General features: G+C 71.7%; 25 protein-coding genes and 1 tRNA gene. 13 read left to right on the forward strand and 13 right to left on the reverse strand.

From position 1 onward, the window contains the following. Nucleotides 1–137: 137 nt before the first annotated feature. The 4 genes from otsB to ACGFYU_RS33630 form a co-directional block, all read right to left on the reverse strand. Nucleotides 138–992: a trehalose-phosphatase gene (otsB, locus tag ACGFYU_RS33615; RefSeq protein ID WP_393831087.1), complete on the reverse strand. Its 855-nt coding sequence runs from the start codon at nt 990–992 to the stop codon at nt 138–140. A 68-nt stretch (nt 993–1,060) separates the two neighbouring features. Further along, nucleotides 1,061–1,297, reverse strand: coding sequence for a DUF3263 domain-containing protein (locus ACGFYU_RS33620; protein WP_393831088.1), 237 nt, complete (start codon nt 1,295–1,297; stop codon nt 1,061–1,063). Nucleotides 1,298–1,454: 157 nt separating this feature from the next. Further along, on the reverse strand, nt 1,455–2,957 hold the full coding sequence (locus ACGFYU_RS33625) for a hypothetical protein (RefSeq protein ID WP_393831089.1): 1,503 nt from the start codon (nt 2,955–2,957) through the stop codon (nt 1,455–1,457). A gap of 417 nt (nt 2,958–3,374) precedes the next feature. Beyond that, nucleotides 3,375–4,676 (reverse strand): ABC transporter substrate-binding protein, encoded by a 1,302-nt coding sequence (locus tag ACGFYU_RS33630; protein WP_393831090.1) that lies wholly within the window; start codon nt 4,674–4,676, stop codon nt 3,375–3,377. A gap of 177 nt (nt 4,677–4,853) precedes the next feature. Here ACGFYU_RS33630 and ACGFYU_RS33635 point away from each other — a divergent pair, with 177 nt between their 5' ends. The 4 genes from ACGFYU_RS33635 to ACGFYU_RS33650 all read left to right on the forward strand — a co-directional run bounded on the left by ACGFYU_RS33635 (nt 4,854) and on the right by ACGFYU_RS33650 (nt 8,563). Next, the gene (locus ACGFYU_RS33635; protein WP_393831156.1) at nt 4,854–5,786 is read left to right on the forward strand and encodes an ROK family protein; all 933 of its coding nucleotides are present in this window, start codon (nt 4,854–4,856) and stop codon (nt 5,784–5,786) included. Beyond that, entirely contained in the window at nt 5,786–6,949 is a 1,164-nt protein-coding gene (gene nagA, locus ACGFYU_RS33640; RefSeq protein WP_393831091.1) for an N-acetylglucosamine-6-phosphate deacetylase, read from the forward strand. Before ACGFYU_RS33635 ends, nagA begins: the two co-directional genes overlap by 1 nt. Nucleotides 6,950–7,052: 103 nt before the next feature. Continuing rightward, entirely contained in the window at nt 7,053–8,003 is a 951-nt protein-coding gene (locus tag ACGFYU_RS33645; protein ID WP_393831092.1) for a 1-phosphofructokinase family hexose kinase, read from the forward strand. Nucleotides 8,004–8,101: 98 nt separating this feature from the next. Further along, nucleotides 8,102–8,563, forward strand: a complete 462-nt coding sequence (locus ACGFYU_RS33650) for a hypothetical protein (protein WP_393831093.1) — start codon at nt 8,102–8,104, stop codon at nt 8,561–8,563. Nucleotides 8,564–8,664: 101 nt separating this feature from the next. On the opposite strand, the gene ACGFYU_RS33655 is transcribed toward ACGFYU_RS33650, so the two are convergent. Next, nucleotides 8,665–9,693: a CBM35 domain-containing protein gene (locus tag ACGFYU_RS33655; RefSeq protein ID WP_393831094.1), complete on the reverse strand. Its 1,029-nt coding sequence runs from the start codon at nt 9,691–9,693 to the stop codon at nt 8,665–8,667. A gap of 68 nt (nt 9,694–9,761) precedes the next feature. Further along, nucleotides 9,762–11,522 (reverse strand): diguanylate cyclase CdgB, encoded by a 1,761-nt coding sequence (gene cdgB / locus ACGFYU_RS33660; protein ID WP_393831095.1) that lies wholly within the window; start codon nt 11,520–11,522, stop codon nt 9,762–9,764. A 302-nt stretch (nt 11,523–11,824) separates the two neighbouring features. On the opposite strand from cdgB, the gene ACGFYU_RS33665 reads away from it, so the two are divergent. Beyond that, nucleotides 11,825–12,394: a flavin reductase family protein gene (locus ACGFYU_RS33665; protein WP_393831096.1), complete on the forward strand. Its 570-nt coding sequence runs from the start codon at nt 11,825–11,827 to the stop codon at nt 12,392–12,394. A gap of 10 nt (nt 12,395–12,404) precedes the next feature. On the opposite strand, the gene arfB is transcribed toward ACGFYU_RS33665, so the two are convergent. Continuing rightward, nucleotides 12,405–12,830, reverse strand: a complete 426-nt coding sequence (arfB, locus tag ACGFYU_RS33670) for an alternative ribosome rescue aminoacyl-tRNA hydrolase ArfB (protein WP_393831097.1) — start codon at nt 12,828–12,830, stop codon at nt 12,405–12,407. Between the two features lie 139 nt (nt 12,831–12,969). On the opposite strand from arfB, the gene ACGFYU_RS33675 reads away from it, so the two are divergent. Continuing rightward, nucleotides 12,970–13,545 (forward strand): TerD family protein, encoded by a 576-nt coding sequence (locus tag ACGFYU_RS33675; RefSeq protein ID WP_393831098.1) that lies wholly within the window; start codon nt 12,970–12,972, stop codon nt 13,543–13,545. Between the two features lie 92 nt (nt 13,546–13,637). Continuing rightward, nucleotides 13,638–14,156: a GNAT family N-acetyltransferase gene (locus ACGFYU_RS33680; protein ID WP_393831099.1), complete on the forward strand. Its 519-nt coding sequence runs from the start codon at nt 13,638–13,640 to the stop codon at nt 14,154–14,156. Between the two features lie 16 nt (nt 14,157–14,172). Here the strand turns inward: ACGFYU_RS33680 and ACGFYU_RS33685 are convergent, their stop codons facing one another. Together ACGFYU_RS33685 and ACGFYU_RS33690 are read right to left on the reverse strand one after the other, a co-directional pair. Beyond that, the gene (locus ACGFYU_RS33685; RefSeq protein ID WP_393831100.1) at nt 14,173–15,588 is read right to left on the reverse strand and encodes a M1 family metallopeptidase; all 1,416 of its coding nucleotides are present in this window, start codon (nt 15,586–15,588) and stop codon (nt 14,173–14,175) included. A gap of 32 nt (nt 15,589–15,620) precedes the next feature. Beyond that, complete coding sequence (locus tag ACGFYU_RS33690; RefSeq protein ID WP_393831157.1) at nt 15,621–16,175, reverse strand: heme-binding protein; 555 nt, start codon at nt 16,173–16,175, stop codon at nt 15,621–15,623. A 479-nt stretch (nt 16,176–16,654) separates the two neighbouring features. Between ACGFYU_RS33690 and ACGFYU_RS33695 the strand changes: the two genes are divergently transcribed. The 4 genes from ACGFYU_RS33695 to ACGFYU_RS33710 are packed head-to-tail and all read left to right on the forward strand — an operon-like array spanning nt 16,655 to nt 19,393. Beyond that, nucleotides 16,655–17,863 carry a sensor histidine kinase gene (locus ACGFYU_RS33695; RefSeq protein ID WP_393831101.1) on the forward strand — a complete coding sequence of 403 codons (1,209 nt, stop codon included), beginning with the start codon at nt 16,655–16,657 and terminating at the stop codon, nt 17,861–17,863. Further along, a complete protein-coding gene (locus ACGFYU_RS33700; RefSeq protein WP_393831102.1) occupies nt 17,860–18,483 on the forward strand; it encodes a response regulator in 624 nt (207 codons plus the stop codon). Before ACGFYU_RS33695 ends, ACGFYU_RS33700 begins: the two co-directional genes overlap by 4 nt. Nucleotides 18,484–18,541: 58 nt before the next feature. After that, the gene (locus tag ACGFYU_RS33705; protein ID WP_393831103.1) at nt 18,542–19,045 is read left to right on the forward strand and encodes a hypothetical protein; all 504 of its coding nucleotides are present in this window, start codon (nt 18,542–18,544) and stop codon (nt 19,043–19,045) included. 33 nt (nt 19,046–19,078) lie between these two features. After that, on the forward strand, nt 19,079–19,393 hold the full coding sequence (locus ACGFYU_RS33710) for a hypothetical protein (protein WP_393831104.1): 315 nt from the start codon (nt 19,079–19,081) through the stop codon (nt 19,391–19,393). 57 nt (nt 19,394–19,450) lie between these two features. Here the strand turns inward: ACGFYU_RS33710 and ACGFYU_RS33715 are convergent, their stop codons facing one another. Together ACGFYU_RS33715 and ACGFYU_RS33720 are read right to left on the reverse strand one after the other, a co-directional pair. Continuing rightward, nucleotides 19,451–19,927, reverse strand: a complete 477-nt coding sequence (locus ACGFYU_RS33715) for a GNAT family N-acetyltransferase (RefSeq protein WP_393831105.1) — start codon at nt 19,925–19,927, stop codon at nt 19,451–19,453. A gap of 115 nt (nt 19,928–20,042) precedes the next feature. Continuing rightward, the gene (locus ACGFYU_RS33720; RefSeq protein ID WP_393831106.1) at nt 20,043–20,729 is read right to left on the reverse strand and encodes a DsbA family protein; all 687 of its coding nucleotides are present in this window, start codon (nt 20,727–20,729) and stop codon (nt 20,043–20,045) included. A gap of 187 nt (nt 20,730–20,916) precedes the next feature. On the opposite strand from ACGFYU_RS33720, the gene ACGFYU_RS33725 reads away from it, so the two are divergent. After that, nucleotides 20,917–22,299, forward strand: a complete 1,383-nt coding sequence (locus ACGFYU_RS33725; protein WP_393831107.1) for an NAD(P)/FAD-dependent oxidoreductase — start codon at nt 20,917–20,919, stop codon at nt 22,297–22,299. Between the two features lie 60 nt (nt 22,300–22,359). On the opposite strand, the gene ACGFYU_RS33730 is transcribed toward ACGFYU_RS33725, so the two are convergent. Together ACGFYU_RS33730 and ACGFYU_RS33735 are read right to left on the reverse strand one after the other, a co-directional pair. Further along, a tRNA-Thr gene (locus ACGFYU_RS33730) sits at nt 22,360–22,433 on the reverse strand. Between the two features lie 74 nt (nt 22,434–22,507). Further along, entirely contained in the window at nt 22,508–23,674 is a 1,167-nt protein-coding gene (locus tag ACGFYU_RS33735) for a hypothetical protein (protein ID WP_393831108.1), read from the reverse strand. A 290-nt stretch (nt 23,675–23,964) separates the two neighbouring features. Here ACGFYU_RS33735 and ACGFYU_RS33740 point away from each other — a divergent pair, with 290 nt between their 5' ends. Beyond that, nucleotides 23,965–25,053: an ABC transporter ATP-binding protein gene (locus ACGFYU_RS33740; protein WP_393831109.1), complete on the forward strand. Its 1,089-nt coding sequence runs from the start codon at nt 23,965–23,967 to the stop codon at nt 25,051–25,053. Nucleotides 25,054–25,185: the final 132 nt, after the last annotated feature.

The raw sequence follows: 25,185 nt of genomic DNA on the forward strand, positions 1-25,185 counted from the left end.
CCTGCTGGGGCACCGCTCCCCGGGCTCCGGACCCGCAGATCGGGGGCGGGTGGGCAGCCACCGCCCGGGCCCGGGGGCCCGAGGGGGAGATGGCCCGCCCGCCCCGTGACGGCCCGCGCCGCGGGTCGGAGTCGCTCCTACCCCCGCATGGCGGTCGCCAGCCGGCCCAGGAAGGCTGCCACGGCTCCCGGGCCCGGGAGGACCAGGTCGGCGCGGGCGGCGAGTTCCGGGACTTCCGCCGAGCCGCTGCACACCAGGAGGCCCGGGAGGCCGTCGGCGCGGCGTTTTTCCACCGCCGAGTAGGCCGCCAGGTCGCCCAGGTCGTCGCCCGCGTACAGGACCGCCTCGGCGTCCGTCTCCGCCAGGAATTCCGTCAGGGCCACGCCCTTGTCCATGCCGGGGGGACGCAGCTCCAGGACGGCCCGGCCCGGTTCGACCATCAGGCCGTGTCGGGCCGCCAGCTCCGCCAGGGGTTCGCGGAGAGCCGCGAAGGCCGCCGCCGGGTCCGCCGCGCGCCGGGTGTGGACCGCCAGGGCCCGGCCCTTCTCCTCGATCCAGGTGCCGCGCCAGGCCCCGATCGAGTCCAGGAACCCCGGCAGCTCCGCCCGTACCGCCGCCACCCCGGGGTGTTCGGCCGGGGTGTGGACGATCCCGGTGACGGCGTCCCACCGCTCGGCTCCGTAGTGGCCGAGGACCACCAGGTGTTCCAGTCCGGGGACCCCGGCGAAGCCCCCGTAGCGGACGGCGACCCCGGCCGGCCGGCCGGTGATCACCGCGACCGACGCCACCTCGGGAGCGAGGGCGGAGAGGGCCGGGACGGCCGTGGGGTGGGCCCGGGCCTGGTCCGGGTCGGGGACGATCTCGGCGAGGGTGCCGTCGAAGTCCAGGGCGATCACGGATCGGCGGGGTGCGCGGAGCAGGGCTTCGAGTCCCTCGCGTCCGGCTGCGGTGACGGGCATCGGCAGGTCGCGGTCGTGCGGATGGCTCCCCATACGGACGACCCTAACGGCCCCGTCCGAGGACGGCTACGGTGCCGCCGGGACAGCCGCGGGACACCCGGCTACCGCCTGGCCCGCTGCGCTTCGCGGATGCGCCGCAGCCGGTTCACCGTGCCCGGCGCGTGGGCGAGCGCGCGCGGGTCGTCCATGAGCACGTTGAGCAGCTGGTAGTAGCGGACCGGGGTCATCCCCAGCCCCTCCCGTATCGCCCGCTCCTTGGCCCCGGGCCCGGGCCAGGTGCGTCCCTCGTACGCGAGCACCGCGGCCTCCGTGGCCGTCAGCTGCCCCTCGTCCGTCATACCGCCAGATTAACGCCGCCCACCGACAGCAGACCTGTCCCGCCCGGTTCATCGAGCACGTCCGGGGCGGGCTGCCGCGTGGAACGGGCGAGACCGTGGGGGTTGGACACCCCCACGGTCTCGTCGACCTACGCGCGTTCGCCTGTGTGGAAACCGGTTACGGCAGGGCGAAGAAGCTCGCGACGGTCGCAGGAAGGGTGCCGCTGCCAGTGCACACGTTGCCCGTTGCCGGGACGGTCGTGCCATCGAGCATCGCGGTCAAGTCCACCGCGACCATCTGGGTCGCTCCGGCATTGACCATGAGGGCGATGGCGTGTCCACCGTTCGGCGACTTGTACGCGATCAAGGTGTGCGGATCGAGCCCCATGGAGAAGCCTCCGCCCGTCGCGCAGGTGACCCAGTTGCTGATGGCCGGGGTGGCTCCGGCACCGGATGTCGTCGGCAGCGCGATTGCGGTCAGGGTGTCCCCACCGAACTCACCGGTGATGACACCCGTGTGGGTTCCCTGTGCCACTGACGCCGCGGACGCTCCTGCGCTCAGGACCGAGCCCGTCAACGTCTGGACCTGCTCGGGTGCCGTCCAGTTTCCGGGCGAGCCAGGGGTGAAGACGGCGGTGCTGATGTCCGCGATCTCGACCTGCGACGGGGAGCTGAACTCCGCAGGCGCCAGGATGATCCCGGTGGAGCAGTCCTCCGCGGCGGAATCGAGTTCCCCGACGATGGTCACGTGGTGCTCGAAGAACTGCGGCGAGGTGCTGTTCGCCACGTTCACGATCTCGTAGTTGTTGTCCTCCGAGGGGGACAGGAGCAGGTTGCGGATGGGATCGACGAGGGGATCCTCGGAGATCTGCCCACCCGGGTTCTGCGTGGCGAACGGGGGCTCGAAGGTGTTGGTCGCGAGGTCGAGGAACTGGAACCCCGCCACGCCTCCGATGCTCAGCCCGATCAGGGCCTTGTTGTGCACGGCGTCCATCGCGACGCCGGTGCTCGTCGCGGACCCTCCGGAGAAGCTGATCGTGCCCACGCCCGAGTCGGTCAGGGGGTTGGGCGAGACGCTGGGGTCGAGCCCGGTGCCCTTCAGGACGTAGACGTGGTTGTTGTTCGCCGTGGCCACGGACTGTCCGGTCACGGAGTTCGTCGCGATGGAGTTGATGACGTCGGTACCCGTGGGGATCTGCGTGTTGGTGATGCTGCTGCCCTCGACGTTGACCACGTCGATGCCGGTGGCGGAGCTGCTCCACGCCCCCTTGGGGATGTACGCGGTGACATTGGTCCCGTTGACGTACGCGGAGAGCGACCCCGATGCCTCACACGATCCCGGAGGGACCTCCGGGGCCGGCTGCCCGCAGACCAGGTAGTGACTGATCTTCCCCTGCTTCCCCTGCTTCCCCTCCTTCTCCTGCTTGCCCTCCTTCCCGTGCGGCTTCCCGTGCTGCTTCCCGTGGTGCTTCCCGCCCGAAGCCAACGGCGCGTGCAGACCCGTGTCCGACGGATAGTTCGGATGACCCGGCGTACCCGTGTAGTCGTAGATGTCGAAGGCGTGAGTGCCCTTGACATAGACCGTGAAGCTCGGCGAGTTGGTCTCGAAGCTCAGGTACTTGCCCGTTGCGTCGACTGTCGTCTTGAAGGAGGTGGAGCCGTTCAAGTAGGTCTTGCTCACGTTGCCCGGCTTCAGGCGCAACGTATCGATGAACGTCGTCGTCCCCGCCGGACACTTCTTGAGATGCTCGTGCTTGTACGTCGGCTGGACTTGGTGCGTGGTCGTCGGTGGTCCAGCGAGATTGGGCTTTGCCGTCGCCACGGTCGGGATGGCGGCGGAACACAGCGCCAGCGCGGCTCCCAGAGCGGCAAGTACCTTGAATGGCCGTGCCCGGCCGGTTGTCCTCTTCAACTCAGTCCCTTTGTGTGGTGAGTCCCGGACTTCCGCGGCCCTTGCGCCTGATTCGTGGCCGCGTTCGCGCCGATTTTTGAGGATCTTTGACGCTCTGTCATCGCCCGAACGTGTGGAATTGGGATGTTCCGGTCGCATCCGACCTCACCCAACCCCTACGACGATACGGAGGTCACCCCCGCGCCGTCAGCGCGGATCCGCCGCCCGCGCCGCCGCCGCGATGTCCCCGAGCACCCGCTCGGGCTGCCCGCCCGGCTGCACGCTCTTGCCGATGTTCTGCTTGATGTCCTCGCTGACGCCCGCCCAGGACTTCTTGCCCACCGGGTACAGCTTCGAGGTCGGCAGCGCGTCCAGGAAGGTTTTCAGCTGCGGCGCGGAGCCCGCCGTCCCGTTCGCCATGGCCCGGTAGCCGCTGGTGGTCGCGGGCAGCAGGTCGTACGTGTTGGTGAAGGCCGTCACGTTCTTCGTCTCGAAGAGCCGGTCGAGGAACTTCCCGGACTCCTTGCGGTGGCCGGTCTTGAAGGCCATCACCCAGTCCGCGACGCCCATCGCCGAGTGCTCGCCGCCGTCGGCGGTCGGCATGGTCACCATGCCGAACCTGACGCCCTTCCCGGCCGCCTGCTTGAGCAGCGTCGGGTGGCCGTTGAGCATGCCGACCTCGCCCCGTGTGAAGGCGTCGAAGGCGGCCTGCCGGTCGAGCTTCGCCGGTTCGACCGGCCCCGTCAGCCCCTGCGCGACCATCTTGTCGCGCAGGAACTCCAGCGTCTTGACGTTCTCGGCGGAGTCGATCGCGTACTGCTCCTCGTTGTCGGTGTAGCCGCCACCGCCCGCGAGCATCCACATCATCGTCTCGGCCTGCGCCTCCTCGCGGCCCAGCGGCAGCGCGAAGGGGGTCTGGACGCCCGCGCCCTTGAGCTTCTTGGCGGCCGCCTCCAGCTCCGCCCAGCTCTTGGGCTGCCAGCCCGCCTTGGAGTCCTTGGGGATGACCCCGGCGTCGCTCAGCAGCTTCTCGTTGTAGAAGAGCAGCCGGGTGCTGGCCACGAAGGGCATCCCGTACTGGACGCGCTTGACCTTGCCCGCGTCGGCGAGCGGCCCGAGGAAGTCGGCCTCGGTCTTGACGGAGAGCAGCTCGTCCGCCGTGTACAGCTTGCCCGCCTCGGCGTAGTCGGCGTAGGCGCCGATCTGCGCGATGTCGGGGGCCTTGCCCGCCTTGACCATCTCGGCGACCTTGGCGTCGACCTCCGACCAGGAGTAGACGCTGACCTCGACCTTCACGCCGGGGTTGTCCTTCTCGAAGCCGTCGGCGAGGCCCTTCCAGTACTTCTCCGAGGAGTTCTGCGGATTGTCCCCGTAGTCGGCCGCCACGACCCGCAGGGTCACCTCGTTGTGCCCGGTGAGTCCGCCGAGGGCTCCGCAGCCCGTCAGCGTCGCGATCAGGCTCAGCGCGGCGCAGGACGCGGCCAGGCCCGGCAGGTAACGGCGCTCCACAGTTCTCGATCCACCCCTTCTTGTACGTACGATCCACGTAAGGTCTACACCACTTTGGCGGCTGCTCCACATCCGGATCCCGACCGAGGTCCCGAATTTGTATGGCCGCTCAACAATCCCCTCCAATGGACTAGACCTTTCCCCGCCGAGCACGCGAGACTGTCCCCTGTGAAACCCGTGAAACACGTCATCGCCCTCGATGTGGGCGGCACCGGGATGAAGGCCGCCCTGGTCGCCGCCGACGGCACCCTGCTGCACGAGGCCCGGCGCGCCACCGGCCGCGAGCGGGGCGCCGACGCCGTCGTCGAGACGATCCTGGACTTCGCCGCCGAGTTGCGCGACACCGGCCGGGAACGCTTCGGGCGGGCCGCCTCGGCCGCCGGAGTCGCCGTGCCGGGCATCGTCGACGCCGAGAACGGAATCGCCGTCTACGCGGCGAACCTCGGCTGGCGCGACGTACCGATGCGCGAGCTGCTCAGCGCCCGCCTCGGCGGCATCCCGGTGGCCCTCGGCCACGACGTGCGCACGGGCGGACTCGCCGAAGGCCGCATCGGCGCCGGCCGGGACGCCGACCGCTTCCTCTTCGTCCCGCTCGGCACCGGGATCGCCGGAGCCATCGGCATCGCCGGCCGCATCGAGGCCGGGGCCCACGGCTACGCGGGCGAGATCGGCCACATCGTGGTCCGCCCCGGCGGCCCCGCCTGCGGCTGCGGCCAGCACGGCTGCCTGGAGACCCTCGCCTCCGCCTCCGCCGTCAGCCGCGCCTGGGCGGCCGCCTCCGGCGACCCCGACGCCGACGCCGCCGACTGCGCCAAGGCCGTCGAATCCGGCGACGCGCGCGCCCGCGGCGTGTGGCTGGCCGCCGTGGGCGCGCTCGCCGACGGGCTGGTCACCGCGATCACCCTGCTGGACCCGCACACGCTGATCATCGGTGGCGGGCTGGCCGAGGCGGGGGAAACCTTGTTCACACCACTACGGACGGCCGTGGAGGAGCGCGTGACGTTCCAGCGGCTCCCCCACATCGTTCCGGCGGCCCTCGGGGACACCGCCGGATGCCTGGGCGCAGGGCTGCTCGCCTGGGACCTACTCGCCACGGAGGTACCTGCCTGATGTCCGGAAGCGCGCACAGCACTGTTCTCTCCGGCGCCAGGGTGGTGCTGCCCACCGGAACCGTCGCGAACGGCCGGGTCATCGTCGCGGGCGACCGGATCGCCGGCAGCGCCCAGGAGGGCGCGCGGGTCGTCGACCTGACCGGGCACTGGATCGTCCCCGGCTTCGTGGACATGCACAACCACGGCGGCGGCGGGGCCTCCTTCACCTCCGGCACCGCCGAGGAGGTCCTCAAGGGCGTACGGACCCACCGCGAGCACGGGACCACCACCCTCGTCGCCTCCACCGTCACCGGGGACCTGGCCGAGCTGGCCCGGCGGGCCGGGCTGCTCGCCGAGCTGACCCGGCAGGGCGAGATCGCGGGCATCCACTTCGAGGGCCCGTTCATCAACGCCTGCCGCAAGGGCGCCCACAAGGAGGACCTGCTCCGCGACCCCGACCCGGCCGAGGTCCGCAAGCTCGTCGACGCCGCCCACGGCGCCGCCCGCATGTTCACCCTCGCCACCGAGCTCCCGGGCGGCCTGGACTCCGTACGGCTGCTGGCCGAGCACGGGGTCATCGCCGCGATCGGGCACACGGACGCGACGTACGAGCAGACGCGCGCGGCCATCGACGCGGGCGCGACCGTGGCCACCCACCTCTTCAACGCGATGCCGCCCCTGGCCCACCGCGAACCGGGCCCCATCGCGGCCCTGCTGGAGGACGAGCGGATCACCGTCGAGCTCATCAACGACGGCACCCACCTGCACCCGGCCGCCCTGGAGCTGGCCTTCCACCACGCGGGCGCGCACCGCGTCGCGCTGATCACCGACGCGATGGACGCGGCCGGCTTCGGCGACGGGACCTACCACCTCGGCCCGCTGGAGGTCGAGGTCAAGGAGGGCGTGGCCCGGCTCGTGGAGGGCGGCTCCATCGCCGGCTCGACGCTGACCCTGGACACCGCCTTCAAGCGGTCGGTGACGGTCGACAAGCTGCCCGTGGAGTCCGTGGTCCAGGCGATCTCCGCCAACCCGGCCAAGCTGATCGGCCTGTACGACGAGATCGGCTCGCTGGAGCCCGGCAAGTACGCGGACCTCGTCGTCCTGGACGCCGAGTTCGACCTCAAGGGCGTCATGCGGCGCGGCGAATGGATCGTCAGCCCCAGCGCCGCGTCGGGCTCCTGACGGCCAAGCGGCTGTACGGAGGAGGGCGGTCGGCCCGGAGGACTGGGCCGACCGCCCTCCGTTTGGCATGATCCCGGCAGCAACAACCCCGGGGGTGCCCTTCATGATCCTGACCGTGACGCTCAACACCGCGCTCGACGTCACCTACCGTGTGCCGCGGCTGCTCCCGCACGCCTCGCACCGGGTCTCCGCCGTCGCCGAGCGGCCCGGCGGCAAGGGGATCAACGTCGCCCGCGTGCTCGGCGCGCTCGGCCACGAGGTGACGGCGACCGGCTTCGCGGGCGGCCCGGCGGGCGAGCTCGTACGGGAGCTGCTGGCGCAGCGGTCCCCGGAGGTCGTGGACGCCCTGGTGCCCTGCGCGGGCGGCACGCGGCGCACGCTGGCCGTGGTCGACGAGACCTCGGGCGACACCACCCAGTTCAACGAGCCGGGCCCGCTGATCACTCCCGCCGAGTGGGCGCAGTTCCTCGCCCGGTACGAGGCCCTGCTGGCCGGAGCGGACGCGGTGGCCCTGTGCGGCAGCCTCCCGCCGGGCGTGCCGGTGGGCGCGTACGCGGCGCTCGTACGGGCCGCCCGCGCGGCCGGGGTGCCGGTCCTGCTGGACACCAGCGGCGAGGCCCTGCGCCGCGGGGTCGCCGCCCGCCCCGAGATGATCAAGCCGAACGCAGCCGAGCTGGCCGAGCTGACCGGATCCCGTGAGCCGCTGCCGGCCACCCGCGACGCCCGCCGCCGGGGCGCGCACGCGGTGGTCACCTCGCTCGGCCCGGCCGGCCTGCTGGCCGCCACCCCCGAGGGCACCTGGCAGGCGGCCCCGCCCCGCGCCCTGTCGGGCAACCCCACCGGAGCCGGCGACTCCGCCGTGGCCGGCCTCCTGTCGGCCCTGGCGGAGGGCCTGGACTGGCCCGACCGCCTGACCCGCGCGGTCGCCCTCTCGGCGGCCACGGTGCTGGCCCCGGCGGCGGGAGAGTTCGACCCCCGCACCTACGACGAGGTACGGCTCGCCGTGTCCGTCACCGACGAAAGCGGGGCTGAACATCCGTCAGCACAAGGCTAAAGCACCAGTGCTGACGAACCATCGGGTGCGCGAGCCCTGAGTAAGGACGATCTAAGATCAACAAGTTCAAATGATCTTCGCCCTTGTGAGGCTGACCCGTGAGCCGATTCTTCCGTAACCTCCTTGCCGTCACCACCGGGGTGGTGGCCGTATCCACGCTCGCCGCGGTCCCCGCCCAGGCCCAGACGATCTCGGGGGGCTCCTGCGGTGCGGGCTACTACCAGCAGGACGCCTACCCGCTCGGCGACAGCGAGCGTGCCACCGGGGCCGGCGTGCTGTTCCTGTACTACAACGCGTCCACGGGCACGAACTGCGCCATCCTGCGCCGCGACTCTCAGTTCGCCGTCACCGACGGCATGTCCGTCATCCTGGAGGGCGCGGGCAAGAGCGACGTCGACGGCCAGCGCGCGTACACCCAGTACGCGGGCCCCGTCTACGTGAAGGCCCCCGGCAGCTGCGTCCGGGTGCGCGGCGACATCACGGGCACCTGGGTCGGCCCCGACGACACTTACATGATCAAGACGCACACCGGCAACAGCGGCTGGGTCCACTGCGGTTAGAACCAGATGTGAAGCCGGGGTCCGACTCCGCCGCGAGCGCGGGTAGGGTCGGACCCCGACTTCGTGGCGATGGACGGATGCCCCACTCCGCCGTGGCCAGGTCAGCGCTTGACGTGCCCCGCGCCCAGCTCCAGCTGGCCGAAGATCGCATCGCACTGGTTGCCGGGCTCGCACGAGATCTTCATCGCGTTCGAGCCCTTCTTGAGGGTGATCCACGCGTAGGTGCGCGTCCATCCCTTGTCCCACGCCCCGTCCGCCGCCTTCGCGAAGTTGGACAGGTTCAGCGACTGGTTCGGGCTCTGCCCGTTGACCGTGAGGGTCGCCTTGCCGTCCTTGCCGGGAACGGCGTAGTTGACGAACAGCGTGTAGTCGCCCGCCTCCGGCACCTCCACCGTCCAGGTGAGCGCCGCACCGGGCTGGTTGAAGTTGCCAACGTACTGGCCGTCCGAGCTCTTCGAACCTTGCACCGTGTTCTGCACCTGCGCGCCGCCGCTCAGCAGCATGCCCGCGCCGGCCGCCTCACCCTTGGGCAGCGGAGCCTGCGACGGCTTGGGAGAGCCGCTCGGGGCCGGGGACGAGGGGTTCTGCGGGGCCGCCGACTGCTGGTTGCTGCCGTCCGCCTTGTCGTTCTTGTCCTTGTCCTTGTCGCCGAAGGCCAGGGCGGCGCCGATGCCGATCACGACCGCGCCGACCACCGCGACGGCCGCGATGAGCAGGCCCCTGCGGCTGGACCCGCCACCGCCGCCGTGGCCGCCGGAGTGGCTGATCGTCTGCGTCTGGTGCTGCGGGGGCTGCTGCTGCGGCGGAACGCCGTAGCCGCCCGCCTGGAGCGCCTCGGGGGCCTGGTACTGGGCCTGGTAGGGCGGCTGCTGCACGGGCACCTGGCCGCGCTGGCCGCCGGCGTTCCTGCGCTCGCCGACCGTACGGACCTGGTGGTGGGAGGTACGGGGGACACCGGGCTGCACGCCCGGCTGGCCGCCTGCCGCCGGACCGGGGTAGCCGTATCCGCCGCCCTGACCAGGCGGGGTGGCTCCGGCGGCCTGGCCGTCCGCGTAGAGGTACCCGAACGGATCATCGTCCTCGGGCTTGCTCGCCCCACCGTGCGGGCCGTTGTTCGCGGGCGTCGTCATCGCAGGTCACTCCTTTCGACCCCCGGGAGCCTACCCCGAACACGTGCGCCCACGGGCGGCCGATCGCCTCACCCGGCGCGGCGGTGCGCCTTCGAACGGGACCTCTTCTCGATGTACATGCGCTGGTCGGCCGAGCGCAGGACCTCGTCCGCCGACATGCCGCAGCTGGCCCAGCCGATGCCGAAACTGGCCCCGACACGGACCGCGCGGCCGTCCACGCGGATCGGCGGGATGATCGCGTTGCGCAGCCGGACGGCGAGGTCGGCGGCGTCCGCGGCGCCCAGCCCGTCGGCAAGGACGACGAACTCGTCACCACCCAGCCGGGCGACGGTGTCACCGTCCCTGACGCCCGTCGTGAGCCGCCGGGCCACCTCGATCAGGACCGCGTCACCCGTGTGGTGCCCGAACCGGTCGTTGATCGACTTGAAGCCGTCGAGGTCGCAGAAGAGCACCGCGAGCCCCTTCGTCCCGTCGTCGATGTCGGTCGCGGGCGCCACGGTGTGCACGTGGTGGTCGTACGGGCCGTCCGCGCGGGCCGCCGGCGCCCCCGGGAAGGCGAAGGGGTCGGCCCCGGGCACGACCGCGCCCGCGCCCTGCCGGTCGGGACCGTCGGGGTGGAGGTCGGGTTGAAAGCCGTGCTCGCCGGCACCACCCGCCCCTCCCCGCACCTCGTGCCCGTCGTACACCACGTGGCCCTCACGGCCCTCGAAGGCCGCGTCCAGGGCCTCGACCGCGGTGGCCCGTACGGACTGCGGCCTGCGGCACAGCCGCGCCCCGAGCCGCGCGCGCAGCTCGGCGCTGTTGGGCAGGCCGGTCAGCGAGTCGTGGCTGGCCCGGTGGGCGAGCTGGAGCTCGTGCCGCTTGCGCTCCTCGATGTCCTCGACGTGCGTGAGGAGGAACCGCGGGCCGTCGGCGGCGTCCGCGACCACGGAATTGCGCAGCGAGACCCATACATACGTACCGTCGCGCCGCCCGAGGCGCAGCTCGGCCCGGCCGCCCTCGGCGGAGGTCCGCAACAGCGTCCCGATGTCCTCGGGGTGGACCAGGTCGGAGAAGGAGTAGCGGCGCAGTACGGAGGCCGGGCGGCCCAGCAGCCGGCACAGCGCGTCGTTGGTCCGCAGCAGCCGTCCGTGCTGGTCCCCGCCCATCTCGGCGATGGCCATGCCGCTGGGCGCGTACTCGAAGGCCTGCCGGAACGACTCTTCACTCGCGCGCAGTGCCTGCTGCTCGCGCTCCAGCCGGACCAGGGCCCGCTGCATGTTCGCGCGGAGCCTCGCGTTGCTGATCGCAATCGCCGCCTGGAAGGCGTACATCTGGAGCGCTTCGCGGCCCCAGGCACCGGGCCGGCGCCCGTTGCGCGGTCTGTCCACCGAAATGACACCCAGAAGTTCCCCGCCGGACGCATACATGGGTGCGTAGAGCCGGTCCTCGGGGTGCCACTCGTCCTCGAAGCGCGGTTCGGGGCCTTCCGTGTGCCACTGGGGGACGTCGTCCTCCATGAGGACCCATCCCTCGGTGTGCGGGATGAAGCGGAGCCCGTCCCAGTTCTCACCCATCGTCAGGCGGCGTTCCCAGGAGGTGCGGGAGCCGACGCGGCCGGTGATGAGAGCCTCGGCGGCGGGGTCGCCGGCGAAGGCGGCGACGACGAGATCACCGTCCGGGCGTACGAGGTTGACACAGGCGAGTTCGTAGCCGAGGCCCACGACGATGCCGTCCACGACGGTCTGCAGAGTGTCCGCCAGGCTCCTGGCCGTATTGAGGTCGGCCACCACCCGGTGCAGCTGCCGCAGGGTCGCAAGACGGACGTACGGCTCCGACTCGGTCTCCATTGCTCGCTCTCCCCGAGACCTCGACAGCAACTCCAGGTTTGTCATCGGCGTTTCGTTGCGGTGTCCCGTCCACTGAATCACAGTGAGCTGTGCGGCAGGTACACAGGGTCAACAAATCTTGCCCTCTGTGACTTAAGTCACATGAGATGAATAACGACGCTCTCTGCGCCGCGGACCACCTGGGAGCGCTCCCTCCCATTCCCGCGAGCAAACGATACGCCCGGGCCTAGGCCGAGGGGCGGGGGCGCGACTCGGACCATGGCCCGATGTGCCGCGCGGGAGGGCGAGATTAGCGTTTCAACGTGCTGAAGACGACCCCCGTACCCGCCCCGACCCACCTGAACCCCCATGCTGGAGGAGTGAGCAACGACGAGTTCCGGGCGGCCATGTCCCGGCTGGCGGCGGGCGTGTGCCTGATCACCGCACACGAGCCCCCGCTGACGGCCGGCGGCCCGCGCGGCGAGGACGTCGGCATGACGGCGACCGCCTTCATGTCCGTGTCCCTGGACCCGCCCCTGGTGCTGGTGAGCCTGCGCGAGGGCTCCCGCATGGACGACCTGCTGGCCGAACAGCCGCTGTGGGCGGTCTCGGTCCTCTCCGATCAGCAACTGCAGATCGCCGGCCGCTTCGCGATGAAGGGCCGCATCAGCGACCGGCTGCTCTTCGCGGACGTGCCGTACGTACGCGGTGAGGCCTCCGGCGCCCCCCTGCTGACCGGCGCCCTGGCCACCCTGGAATGCCGTACGGAGAACCGCGTCGAGGCGGGCGACCACACCCTGGTCATCGGCCGCGTCCTGACGGCCGCCCAGCCCCACCCGGAAGCCCACCCCCTGACCTACTTCCGCGGCCGCTACCGGCACTTGGGGGCGTGACGTCCGGGGGCTACCAATCCCTGCCGGTACGGCCCCGCTTCGTCTCCGCCCGGGCCTTCTTCTCGCGGAGCCTCCGCTCGTTGATCCCCCGCGGAATCTTCGTCGCCCGCCGCGGCTTCGGCGGCGGCGCCGTCGCCTCCGCCAGCAGCGAAGCCATCCGCACCAGCGCCATCTCCCGGTTGCGGAACTGCGACCGGTGCTCGGAGGCCCGTACGGTCACCACCCCGTCCACCAGCCGGGACGCCAACCGCTCCAGCGCCCGCTCCTTCCACACCTCGGGCAGCGCCTTCGTCGCCCCCAGGTCGAACAGCAGCTCCACGCGCGAGTCCGAGGTGTTCACGTGCTGCCCGCCCGGCCCGGAGGACCGCGAAAAACGCCAGGCGAGCTCGCCCTCGGGGAGCACGACCGAACCGCGGATGACATAGGGACCAGGCATGCCCCTATGATCCGCCCCCGCCCCCGCCCCGTCACCCGCATTTCACAGGGGAACCCGACCGCCCCCTCGTCGCGTTATAGGGGGCAGCGGTAGTTTGACCGCCTGTACGTGCATGTTGGATGAGGAAAGGGACATTCCCATGGCTGTCAGCCTGTCCAAGGGCGGCAACGTCTCGCTCACGAAGGAGGCCCCGGGCCTCGCTGCCGTCACGGTCGGCCTCGGCTGGGACGTCCGGACGACCACCGGTGTCGACTTCGACCTCGACGCCTCGGCCATCGCCGTGAACACGATGGGCAAGGTCGTCTCCGACGGCCACTTCGTCTTCTTCAACAACAAGTCCACCCCGGACCAGACCATCGTCCACACCGGTGACAACCGCACCGGCGAGGGCGCCGGCGACGACGAGGCCATCAACGTCAACCTCGCCGGCCTGCCGGCCGACGTGGACAAGATCGTCTTCCCGGTCTCCATCTACGACGCCGTGTCCCGCAGCCAGAACTTCGGCCAGGTCCGCAACGCGTACATCCGCGTCGTGAACCAGGCCGGCGGCGCCGAGATCGCCCGCTACGACCTCTCCGAGGACGCGGCGACCGAGACCGCCATGGTCTTCGGCGAGCTCTACCGCAACGGCGCCGAGTGGAAGTTCCGCGCCGTCGGCCAGGGCTACGCCTCCGGCCTCACCGGCATCGCGCAGGACTTCGGCGTCAACGTCTGAACCGTCCGCGGCTGAACCGTCCGCGGCTGAAAATTTCGCGGGGCGAGCCCCCTCCCACCGTTCAGGGAGGGGGCTTCGCTACCGTTCACCAGGTGATTCTTCAACCGCTGGTCCCCGTGGACGGCGCCCTGCCCGGCCCGGTCCTGACCGAGATCGCCGCCCTGTACGCGACGAACCACGCCTTCTTCGAACTCAGCGGCGACTTCCCCGACCCGGACCGCATCACGGTCGAACAGGTCGCGGGCTCCCTCGCCGACGAACTCGCCCACGACGGCGCCGAGGTCCTCCTCGCCCGCTCCGCCGGCCGCCTCGTCGGCATGGCCGCCACCCTCGCCCACCACCCGGACCCGGCCTCCGAGGACCCGGACCCGTGGATCGGCCTGCTGCTCATCGACGCCACCGCGCACCGCGAGGGCTACGGCCGCGCCGTGACCGGCCTGGTCGAGGACCGCTTCCGCGCCGCCGGCCGCACCGGAGTACGGATCGCCGTGCTCGACAACAACCCCAAGGCCCTCGCCTTCTGGCAGTCCCAGGGCTACGCCCCGCTGCGCCAGGCCAAGGACCGCGAACGGGGCCGCGACTGCACGGTGTTGCGCAAGCCGCTGACGTAGGAACCGACGCGGGCCCTCAGCGCGGGCGGGCCTTGCCGTACAGCCAGACGTCCCAGACCTTCCTCAGGTCGTGCCCGGTCTTCTCCTGGGCGTAGGCGGTGAAGTCGGCCGTACTCGCGTTGGCGTGCCGGTGGTCGGCGGCCCAGCCCCGCAGCAGGGCGAAGAACTTCTCGTCGCCGACCTCCTGGCGGACGCGGTGCAGCACCATCGCGCCGCGGTAGTAGACCGGGTTCCCGGAGATGTCCTCGGGGCCGGGCGGGTCGGCCGGCGGGAAGGCGTCCCAGTCGGAGTCGGCGTGGTCGTCCACCTCGGTGTCGCCGGCCAGGAAGGCGTCGAAGTGCTGCTGGGCCGTGGGGCCGCCGTGGTCCTCGGCCCACAGCCACTCTGCGTAGACGGCGAAGCCCTCGTTCAGCCACATGTCCTTCCAGGACTTCGGCGACACCGAGTTCCCGAACCACTGGTGGGCGAGCTCGTGCAGGACCAGCTCGTCCTCCTCCGGCGCCCCGGAGAAGACGGGCTTGGTCTGCGTCTCCAGCGCGTACGCGAGGGTCCCGGCGGGCAGCACGACGGCGCCCGCCGTACCGAAGGGGTACGGGCCGAAGCGGCCGCTCCCCCACTCCACCATCTCCGGCAGCCGCGCGAGCGGGGCCGCGCTCGCCGCGGCCTCCCCGGGCGCCACCGCCGTGTACAGGGCCACCCCGGACGGGGTGCGCCCCGTCGTCACCTTGTACCTGCCGATGACGGCCGTCGCCAGGTAGCTCGCCATCGGCTCCGGGCTGTGCCAGGCGAACTCCGTCCGCCCGTCCGCGAGGTCGGTCCGGGTACGCAACTCGCCGTTGGACACGGCCTCGTAGCCCTTGGGCACGGTGATCGTGATGTCGTACGCGGCCTTGTCGCTGGGGTGGTGGTTGCCGGGGAACCAGGTCATCGACCCGACCGGCTCGCCGACGCCGACCGCGCCGTCCTTCCCCGTGGTGATCCAGCCTTCCTTGGACTGGTCCGGATCCACGAGGGTCTTCGGCTTCCCCGCGTAGTCCACCTCCGTGACGAAGACCTCGCCCTTCTTCAGGTCCTCGGCCGGACGGACCGTCAGCTCGTTGCCGGTCCGGTTGTAGCGGGCCCCGGCGCCCTGCACGGTCACTTCCTCGACCTTCAGGCCGCTGAAGTCGAGGTTGAAGGAGCTGAGCCCCTGCTCGGCGCGGGCGGTGATGACGGCCGTGCCGTGCAGCTGCCCGTCGGCGGGGTCGTAGTCCAGGTCCAGCGCGTAGTGGTCGACCCGGTAGCCGCCGTTGCCGGCCTTGGGGAAGTACGGATCGCGCAGCCCCGACGCACCGGGCCGCCCCTGCACCGTGCCGCCCGTACAGGCCGTGGTGAGGGCGAGCAGGGCGGCGGCGGCAGAGACGGCCAGGCGGGAGAACGCGCGTTGTTCCACGCGCTCGATCCTATGCGGAGCGGTGCCGCGGACTACTTGGCGAGCGCGTCCACGCCGGCCTTGGCGAACTTCTCGTCCAGGTCGCCGCTCGGGGCGCCGGCGACGCCGATGCCCGCGACCGGGGCGCCGTCCGCCTGGACCGGGGTGCCGCCGCCGAGGAAGAGGGTGCCGGGGATGTCCTTCAGGTTCGGGCTCTGGGCGAGGCGGCCCGCGAGCACCGAGGTCGGGGCGTTCCAGGACACGGCGGTGAAGGCCTTGCGCTGCGCCGACTCGTAGGACTGCGGGCCCGCGCCGTCGCCGCGCAGGGTGACGATGGTGTTGCCGTTGCGGTCCACGACGGCGACCGTCACCTTCTGGTTCTCCTTCTGCGCGGCCTCCAGCGAGGCCTGGGCGGCGCGGGTGGCGGCCTCGATGGTGAGGTGCTTCGTGGTGGTGAAGTTCTTGTCGTTCGTCTCGCCGTCCTTCTTCGCGACGGCGGCGGCCGGCGCGGAGGCCGGGGCGGCGGTGGCGCTGACGGCGCCGAAGGTCCCGGCGCCGAGCGCGAGGGCGAGGGCGGTACCGGTGAGAACGCGGGTGCGGGTGTTCATCTCTGCTCCTGAGAACGACTGCGGACGGTCGGGACGCACGTACGAGTACGAGTACGAGTACGAGTACGAGTACGAGTGCCGATACCGGTGCGGCGGCACTGGCACCGACCCGGCTCCTTCACTGCTCCAAGCCTGTCCCGCATCCCCCCTCCGCCCCGTCCCCGTACCGGCTCCGACCACCGACCGCACCGGTTGACCCCCGGGTCATCCGATCGGTCGATGCGCACCGCGCCCACCGCGATATTGGCTGGTCACACCTTCCAGCCCCGCCGGCGCCAGCCGGACCCCGCCAGCGCCTGAGGCGCGGGGGCCGGGGCGGAACCCCGGTCTTGCACCCGCACCCACCCACCCAGACGGGCCAAATCCAGCGCCGCCGGCGTTTGAGGCGCGGGGCCTGGGGCGGAGCCCCAGGAAGCGGCGCCGCAGCCGCGACGCCCACCCGGCAAGATGGAACCACGCCGCACACCCCAGGAGCAGCCGTGAGCCCCGCCCCGCAGCCACCCCCGCCGCGGAACCCGAACACCCGCACCCTGGCCACCGTCATGCACACGGCGTTCTTCCTCCTCCTCGGCGCCTCGGTGGCCCGCTTCCTCCTGCGCCACCCCGGCGAACCCCGCACCCCCTGGGTCATCGCCCTCAGCATCGCCCTGGCCCTGCTCTACGTACTCGGCCCCGCCGTCGGCGCCGCCCAGCAGCCCGGCACCGCGGGTACCACCCGCCAGCCCCCCGGCCGCCTCCTGTGGCTCGGCCTGGTCGTCGCCACCTGGGTGGTCCTCGTCGTCCTGGCCCCCAGCTTCGCCTGGTGCGCCGTCCCCCTCTTCTTCACCGCCCTGCGCACCCTGCGCCCCCGCGCCGCGATCGTCCTCGTCGCCCTGCTCACCGTCTTCGTCGTCATCGCCCAGCTCCAGCTCGCCACCGCCTTCGACCCGAACCTCCTCCTCGCCCCGCCCGCCATCGCCGCCCTCGCCACCGCCGTCTTCGTCCACATGGAGCGCCAGGCGCAGGCCCAGCGCGCACTCATCGACGACCTGATCCGCACCCGCCGCGAACTGGCGGCCACCGAACGCCGCGAAGGCACCCTCGCCGAACGCCAACGCCTCTCCATGGAGATCCACGACACCCTCGCCCAGAACCTGTCCAGCCAGCAGATGCTGCTCCAGGCCGCGGACCGCACCTGGGACACGGACCCGGCCACCGCCCGCGCGCACGTCCGTACGGCCACCGGCATCGCGGCCCGCGGCCTGGCCGAGGCCCGCCGGCTCGTCCACGACCTGGCCCCGGCCGAGCTCGCCGGCGGCGCCGGCCTCGCCGACGCCCTGCGCGCCCTGGACGCCGGCCCGGACATCGACGTCCGCTTCCACCTCGAAGGCAGCCCGGCCCCGCTCCCGGACCGCGTGCAGTCCGCCCTGCTGCGCATAGCCCAGGGCGCGCTGGCCAACGTCCGCGAACACTCCGGCGCCCGTACGGCCGCACTCACCCTGAGCTTCCTGGGCGACCAGGTGGTCCTGGACATCGCCGACGACGGCCACGGCTTCACGGAGCCCCGCGCCACCACCGCAGAACGCGGACACGGCCTCCCCGCGATGCGCGCCCGCATCCGCCAGCTGGGCGGCACCCTGACCATCGAATCCACGCCGGGCGAGGGCACGGTCCTCTCCGCGGCCATCCCCCTGGAGCCGGCCCCATGACGACGATCCTCCTCTGCGACGACCACGTGGTGGTCCGCGCCGGGCTCCTCGCCCTCCTCGGCAGCGAGCCGGACATCGAGGTGCTCGGCGAGGCGGGCAGCGGCGAGGAGGCCGTCGCACTGGCGGCCAAGCTGCGCCCCGACGTGGTCCTGATGGACCTCCAGCTGGGCGAGGGCATCGACGGCGTCGAGGCCACCCGCCGCATCACCTCCGCCCCGAACCCCCCGCACGTCCTGGTCCTGACCACCTACGACACGGACGCGGACATCACCCGGGCCATCGGCGCGGGCGCCACCGGCTACCTCCTGAAGGCGGAGCGCCCCGAGGAGCTCTTCGCCGCGATCCACTCCGCCGCGCAGGGCCGCACCACCCTCTCCGCGCCGGTGGCCAGCCGCGTCATGGCCCACATGCGCGGCACCCGCCCCACCCTGACCGACCGCGAACTGGACATCCTCGGCCAGCTGGCCCGCGGCCTCGGCAACCGGGACATCGCCCGTGCCCTGTTCATCAGCGAGGCCACCGTCAAGACCCACCTGGGCCGCATCTACGACAAGCTCGGCGTCGACACGCGCGCGGGCGCAGTCTCGGTGGCGAAGGAACAACGCCTCCTGCCTTCCTGACGCGCAGGGGGACCGTCGGGGTCGGCACCCCTCCGCGGCCCGTGACACCATCGGCTACGTGCTCGACATCGGCTACTCCCTCTCCCGGCGCTTCCCCGACCCCCCGCAGACCGACTACCGCGCGGCGGACGTCCACTCCCTGCGCCACGACCTGTTCTGCGGGGACGTCTACCTCGCGGACACCGCCAAGGACCGGGAAGTGTCCACAGCCTGGGGATGGGTCCCCGTACTGGACTTCGCCTGGGCCCTGTGCGACATCGTCGAGCAGCTCGACCAGGACCCGCGCGGCAGCCGCTCCGCCAACCGGCAGTACGCCGAGCTCGACTTCACCGAGTCCACGGACCGGATGCTCTTCGAGCGGCGCTTCGGGTGGGTGGACATCGAGGCCGACTGGATGCCGGCGGAGGAGGACCCGCTGACCTTCAGCCACCGGCTGCTGCGCCGCGAGGCGCGGGACTTCCTGCACGACCTCATCGCCGACCTGGTCGACATGCACGACGGCCTGGCCGACAACCCCGCCATCTGGATGCTCCAGTCCCGCTTCCCCCGAGTCCCGGCCTGACCCCCGCGCACGCCGGTGGCCGACTGGCTCCCCATGTTCGCCATCGGGCTCCAAACGGACGGCATGTTCCCGTACCCGGAGAAACTCGACGGCGGGCGCTACACGCTCTGGCTCCGGGACACCCGGATCACTTCCTGGGCATCGATCGACTTCGTACCCGGCGCGGAGGAGTCCGAGGTCTACCAGTCCGGGCCCCGGGAACTCTGGGGCGAACTCATGGCAGCCCACGCGTGGTGGGACGGCCAGGGCCGGCCGGGGTTCGAGCGGTTCGGACTCACGGTCACCCCGGACGGAGCCACCTGGGCCTGGCTCGACTCCCCGGAGCACCCGGTCCCGGCCGTCGGGTAGCCATCCCGCTCACCCGCCCGGTGCCCTCTCCTCACGGTCCTGGGCGGGCGTCCGCGGCTACTGCGCCCCGCCCAGCTTGCGCAGCGCGTCGTCCGTCAGGCGGTTCACGGTCCACTCGTCCATTGGCACCGCTCCGACTGATCGATAGAAGTCGATGGCAGACACATTCCAGTCGAGGACCGACCACTCCAGCCGCTCGTAGCCCCGCTCCACGCACGTCCGTGCCAGCTCCGCCAGCAGCGCCTTCCCGTAGCCGCCCCCGCGCACGCCCGGCCGTACGTACAGGTCCTCCAGGTAGATCCCGTGCGCCCCGCGCCACGTCGAGAAGGAGAGGAACCACACCGAGAAGCCGACGACTTCCCCGTCCGGCGTCTGCGCGACGTGTGCGAACACCGCCGGGCGCTCCCCGAACAGCGCCTCCCGCAGCTGCTCTTCGGTCGCGCGCGCCTCGTGGGGCGCCTTCTCGTACTCCGCGAGCTCGCGGATCATCGCGTGGATGACGGGGACGTCGGTGATGTCAGCACTACGGATCATGCCCGCACCCTAAACGGCCGCGAAATCACGGCCGTCGGCGCACCTGCGAGCGCAGGTCGGCCACATCCGGCCCCGCCGGCGTTCGAGGCGCGGGGTCCGGGGCGGAGCCGCGGGACTACGCCGCCGCGCCGATCCCCACCCCGGCCAGGGTCGCCGTGAAGGCCTTCGCGTCGAACAGCGACCCGTCTTTCGCCCCCACGGCCTGCCCGTCCACCAGCACCGTCGGCGTGCCCTGGGCGCCCGTCGCCTCGAACGCCTTCTCGGCTTCGTCGACCCACCCCTTGTACGTCGTCTCCGCGACCGCCCTGTCGAAGGCCGGCCCCCGCAGCCCCGGCACCTTGTCCGCGATCTTCAGCAGCAGCTCGTCCGTGAACTTCCCCTGCGGCTGGCTCGCGAACACCGCCGCCTGGTACTCGGCGAACTTCCCCGCGTCCACCGACGCCCGCAGCGCGTTCACCGCCTTCACCGAACCGCTCGCCCCGCCCCGGTCCAGGAAGGAGGCCAGCAGGTACTCCACCTTCACCTTCCCGTCCGCCGCCAGCTTCAGCAGCGCCTCGCCGCCCGCCGCCTCGAAGCGGGCGCAGTAGCCGCACCGCGGATCCACCAGCACCTGTGCGGTGCGGGGCGCGTCCGGACTGCCGACGACGACCTTCGCGCCGTCCACCTTCGCGGGCAGCCTGGCCAGCACGTCCGAGATCGGGCTCGTCCGCACCACGGCGGAGGCGGCCGCCCGACCCTGGTCCCCGCCGCCGCAGCCGGCCACCGCCCCGCCCAGCAGCGCGGCCGCCGCAACCGCCGCCACGACTCGCCCTGCCCTGCGTCCACGCACCACGAATCCGCACCTCTCATCCAAAAACCGAACAAAATCCCCGCCCCACCCTAGGAACCCGCCGCCCCCGCCGCATCAGCCAAAAGGCCTTGATTCCCGCCCCGAAACCCGGCATCCCGCACCTGGACACCCCTCCGGAACGCGGTGTACCAACTCCCCCATGACGATCAACGGCGGCATTTCCTTCTGGTACGCGACCGACCGCACCGCCCCGGCCACGCCACCCCGCGCGCCCCTCACCGCCCACGCCACGGCCGATGTCGTCATCGTGGGCGGCGGCTACACCGGCCTGTGGACCGCCAACTACCTCAAGCGGTCCGCCCCCGACCTCCGCGTCACCGTCCTGGAGCAGAAGTTCTGCGGCTACGGGGCCTCCGGCCGGAACGGCGGCTGGCTCTACAACGGCATCGCCGGCCGCGACCGCTACGCCCGGCTCCACGGCCCCGAGGCCGCCCGCCGCCTCCAGCGGGCCATGAACGACACCGTCACCGAGGTCATCGACACCGCCGCCAAGGAGGGCATCGACGCCGACATCCACCGCGGCGGCGTCCTCGAGGTGGCCCGCACCCCCGCCCAGCTCACCCGCCTCAAGGCCTTCCACGCCGCCGAGGTCGCCTTCGGCGAGAGCGACCGCGAGCTCTACGACGCGGCCGCCACCCGCACCCGTATCGACATCGCCGACGCCGTCGGCTCCAGCTGGAGCCCCCACGGCGCCCGCATCCACCCCCTGAAGCTGGTCAAGGGCCTGGCCGCGGCCTGTGAGCGCCTCGGCGTCGTCATCCACGAGTCCACCCCGGTCACGGAGATCGCCCCCGGGAAGGCCGTCACCCCGTACGGCACGGTCCGCGCCCCCCACGTCCTGCGCTGCACGGAGGGCTTCACCGCCGCCCTCAAGGGCCACAAGCGCGCGTGGCTCCCGATGAACTCCTCGATGATCGTCACGGCCCCGCTCCCCGCCTCGGCCTGGGAGCAACTGGGCTGGTCCGACTCCGCGGTCCTCGGCGACATGGCCCACGCCTACATGTACGCCCAGCGCACCGCCGACGGCCGCATCGCGATCGGCGGGCGCGGGGTCCCGTACCGCTTCGGCTCCCGCACCGACAACGACGGACGCACCCAGCCTGCCACCATCGACTCCCTGCGCGAGCTGCTCTTCTCCTTCTTCCCGCAGCTCACCGGTACGGAGATCACCCACGCCTGGTCCGGTGTCCTCGGCGTCCCGCGCGACTGGTGCGCCACCGTGACCCTGGACCGCACCACGGGCCTCGGCTGGGCGGGCGGCTACGTCGGCTCGGGCGTGGCCACCGCCAACCTGGCCGCCCGCACCCTGCGCGACCTCGTCCTGGAGGACTCCACCGAGCTGACCGCCCTTCCGTGGGTGGGCCACCGCGTGCGCCGCTGGGAGCCGGAGCCCTTCCGCTGGCTCGGCGTGCAGGCCCTGTACGCCGCCTACCGCGAGGCGGACCGCCGCGAAACCGCCAGCCACCGACCGACGACCACACCGCTGGCCCGGCTCGCCGACCGCGTCTCGGGCCGCCACTGATCCCCGGGCCGCGCATGCGAACGGCCCCGGACCTGGACGGTCCGGGGCCTTCGGCGACAGAGCCCCCTGTCGGGTTCGAACCGACGACCCCCGCTTTACAAGAGCGGTGCTCTGGCCAGCTGAGCTAAGGAGGCAGGGCCGCCATCACTCTACACAGGCCGCTCTTCCCCAAGCCATCACATTGGCCGCGGGCACCGCACCGGAAGGGTCAGGAGCAGCCGGGCACCGTGCCCTCGCAGTTCGTGGGGAGGTTCTTGATGATCTTGCTGTTCTTGAGGGTCACGACGGCGCCGGTGAAGTTGTTGATACCGCCGCCCACGCCCGCGGCGCGGTTGTACGCGACCGTCGCGTGCTCAAGCGTCAGCTGGGTGGCGTCACCCCCCGCCTCCTCCTCGTTGTTGATGCCGCCGCCGTCATTGCCGGCCTGGTTCGACTCGACCTTGCTCTTCTTCAGCGTCGCGGTGCCCTCGTTGTTGATCGCCCCGCCGTCCTTGCCCGCCTTGTTCTCCGCGAACTCGGTCTCCCAGGCCTCCAGCGTCCCGTCCGAGCCGTTGTTGATGGCGCCCCCGTCAAGGCCCGCCCAGTTCTCGACGAGCTTGCTCTTCTTGATCGTCGCGGTGCCGAGGTTGTTGATGGCGCCGCCGTCATCGTCGCGCGCCTCGTTGTTCGTGATGAGGCTGTGCTCGACGGAGAGCGTGCCCTGGTTCTGGATGCCGCCGCCGTCCTCGTCGGCCGTGTTGCCCGCCACCACGGACTTCTTGAGCGTGAGGGTGCCGGTCGCGTTGTTGCTGATGCCGCCGCCGTCGCCGGGCTCGTCCGACGTGGACGTGACCACGTTGGTCAGGACCTCGCTGTCGATGAGCGTGACGTTGCCGCCCTCGTTGGAGATGCCCCCGCCGTCCCCGGCCGCCTGGTTGCCGGCGACCTTGCTGTCCTCCAGGCGCAGGGTGCCCTCGTTGGCGATGCCGGCCCCGTCCCCGTCGGTGTGGCCGCCGGTCACGGTGGTCCCCTTCAGGAGGAGCTCACCGCCCTCGTTCACCTTGAGGATCCGGAAGTGGGGCAGGCCATCGCGTACGGAGCGGATCAGCGTCGAGTCGTGTCCGATGATCTTGACCTTGCCGGTGATGGCCGGCAGGGCGTTGCCCGAACCGATTGCGTCCTCGGCCGTGAAACGGTAGGCGCAGTTCTTGGCCAGCGTGATCGTGCCGCCGTCGGCGTTCGCGTTCGCGTCGCCGACAGCGGTGAGGAGCGCCGCGACGTCACCGCAGGCCACGGTCACCTTCAGCGGCTGGGCCACGGCGGCGGGCGCGACCGCCATGCACAGGCCGACGCTCGCCGCAACCGCGGATCCGATGACTACGAGACGATTCTTCATTCGCTTCTCCCTCTCGGTGCCAAGCCGGGCCGGCGCTTCTCCGCACGGGAGGCGCCCCCAGGACGCACCCAGAGGTATCGCCTCCGTCCCGCGAGGTGTCGCACCCCGGTTCGGACCCTCCGGAAGTCCACGCGAACGGCCGCCGCCCGTTCGGAGTTCGCGATCGGGGATTCCCGGGTGCTGACAGAAGGCGTCCGGGCAGGTAGCGTCGGGCGCAGTCCGGTCAACTGGACTAGACCTTCCACTCGGATCGTCCGGCACGTTCCTGCCGGTAGAAGGGATTCACCACCATGGCTTCTGTCACCTTCGACAAGGCGACACGTCTGTACCCCGGCGGCGACAAGCCCGCCGTCGACCAGCTGGAGCTGGAGATCGAGGACGGCGAGTTCCTCGTCCTCGTCGGCCCCTCCGGCTGCGGCAAGTCCACTTCGCTGCGCATGCTCGCCGGCCTGGAGGACGTCAACGGCGGCTCCATCCGCATCGGCGACCGCGACGTCACGCACCTGCCGCCCAAGGACCGGGACATCGCGATGGTGTTCCAGAACTACGCGCTCTACCCGCACATGACCGTCGCCGACAACATGGGCTTCGCGCTCAAGATCGCCGGCGAGGACAAGGCCACCATCCGCAAGAAGGTGGAGGACGCGGCGAAGATGCTCGACCTCACCCAGTACCTGGACCGGAAGCCGAAGGCGCTCTCCGGCGGCCAGCGCCAGCGCGTCGCCATGGGCCGCGCCATCGTGCGCAAGCCGCAGGTCTTCCTCATGGACGAGCCGCTGTCGAACCTGGACGCCAAGCTCCGCGTCTCCACCCGCACCCAGATCGCCGCCCTCCAGCGCGACCTCGGCATCACCACGGTCTACGTCACCCACGACCAGGTCGAGGCCATGACCATGGGCGACCGCGTGGCCGTGCTGAAGGACGGTCTGCTCCAGCAGGTCGACACCCCGCGCAACATGTACGACCGCCCGGCGAACCTCTTCGTCGCCGGCTTCATCGGCTCCCCCGCCATGAACCTGGTCGAGGTCCCGATCACCGACGGCGGTGTGAAGTTCGGCGACAGCGTCGTCCCCGTCTCGCGGGAGGCGCTCTCCGCCGCGGCCGACGCCGGCGACCGCACCGTCACGGTCGGCGTCCGCCCGGAGCACTTCGACATCGCCGAGAGCGGCGGCCTGACCATCGTCGTGAACGTCGTCGAGGAGCTCGGCGCCGACGGCTACGTCTACGGCTCCACCGACAAGGCCGACGGCGGGCAGGACCTCGTCGTCCGCGTGGGCGGCCGCCAGGTGCCCGAGAAGGGCTCGAACCTGCACGTGGTGCCGCGGGCCGGCGAGATCCACGTGTTCTCGACCTCCTCCGGCGCGCGGCTGTCCGACTGACACCGCCGAGAGGGGGGGGGCGCCCCCCCCCCGGGCGCCCCCACGGCGGGGGGGCGGGTTGTGGTTTTTTTTTTGGGCGCCGGGGGGGGGGGGGGTGAGGTGGAAAAAAACCCCCCCCGCCCCCCCCAACAC

The organism is Streptomyces sp. NPDC048337 (assembly GCF_043201175.1).
Classification (GTDB): domain Bacteria; phylum Actinomycetota; class Actinomycetes; order Streptomycetales; family Streptomycetaceae; genus Streptomyces.

What these genes read in the sequence shown, in the direction of transcription:
- otsB (WP_393831087.1), bottom strand. Translation starts at nt 992, where the DNA reads ATGGGGAGCCATCCGCACGACCGCGACCTGCCGATGCCCGTCACCGCA.
- ACGFYU_RS33620 (WP_393831088.1), bottom strand. Translation starts at nt 1,297, where the DNA reads ATGACGGACGAGGGGCAGCTGACGGCCACGGAGGCCGCGGTGCTCGCG.
- nagA (WP_393831091.1), top strand. Translation starts at nt 5,786, where the DNA reads ATGTCCGGAAGCGCGCACAGCACTGTTCTCTCCGGCGCCAGGGTGGTG.
- ACGFYU_RS33645 (WP_393831092.1), top strand. Translation starts at nt 7,053, where the DNA reads ATGATCCTGACCGTGACGCTCAACACCGCGCTCGACGTCACCTACCGT.
- ACGFYU_RS33655 (WP_393831094.1), bottom strand. Translation starts at nt 9,693, where the DNA reads ATGACGACGCCCGCGAACAACGGCCCGCACGGTGGGGCGAGCAAGCCC.
- cdgB (WP_393831095.1), bottom strand. Translation starts at nt 11,522, where the DNA reads ATGGAGACCGAGTCGGAGCCGTACGTCCGTCTTGCGACCCTGCGGCAG.
- arfB (WP_393831097.1), bottom strand. Translation starts at nt 12,830, where the DNA reads ATGCCTGGTCCCTATGTCATCCGCGGTTCGGTCGTGCTCCCCGAGGGC.
- ACGFYU_RS33675 (WP_393831098.1), top strand. Translation starts at nt 12,970, where the DNA reads ATGGCTGTCAGCCTGTCCAAGGGCGGCAACGTCTCGCTCACGAAGGAG.
- ACGFYU_RS33690 (WP_393831157.1), bottom strand. Translation starts at nt 16,175, where the DNA reads ATGAACACCCGCACCCGCGTTCTCACCGGTACCGCCCTCGCCCTCGCG.
- ACGFYU_RS33700 (WP_393831102.1), top strand. Translation starts at nt 17,860, where the DNA reads ATGACGACGATCCTCCTCTGCGACGACCACGTGGTGGTCCGCGCCGGG.
- ACGFYU_RS33710 (WP_393831104.1), top strand. Translation starts at nt 19,079, where the DNA reads ATGTTCGCCATCGGGCTCCAAACGGACGGCATGTTCCCGTACCCGGAG.
- ACGFYU_RS33715 (WP_393831105.1), bottom strand. Translation starts at nt 19,927, where the DNA reads ATGATCCGTAGTGCTGACATCACCGACGTCCCCGTCATCCACGCGATG.
- ACGFYU_RS33725 (WP_393831107.1), top strand. Translation starts at nt 20,917, where the DNA reads ATGACGATCAACGGCGGCATTTCCTTCTGGTACGCGACCGACCGCACC.
- ACGFYU_RS33735 (WP_393831108.1), bottom strand. Translation starts at nt 23,674, where the DNA reads ATGAAGAATCGTCTCGTAGTCATCGGATCCGCGGTTGCGGCGAGCGTC.
- ACGFYU_RS33740 (WP_393831109.1), top strand. Translation starts at nt 23,965, where the DNA reads ATGGCTTCTGTCACCTTCGACAAGGCGACACGTCTGTACCCCGGCGGC.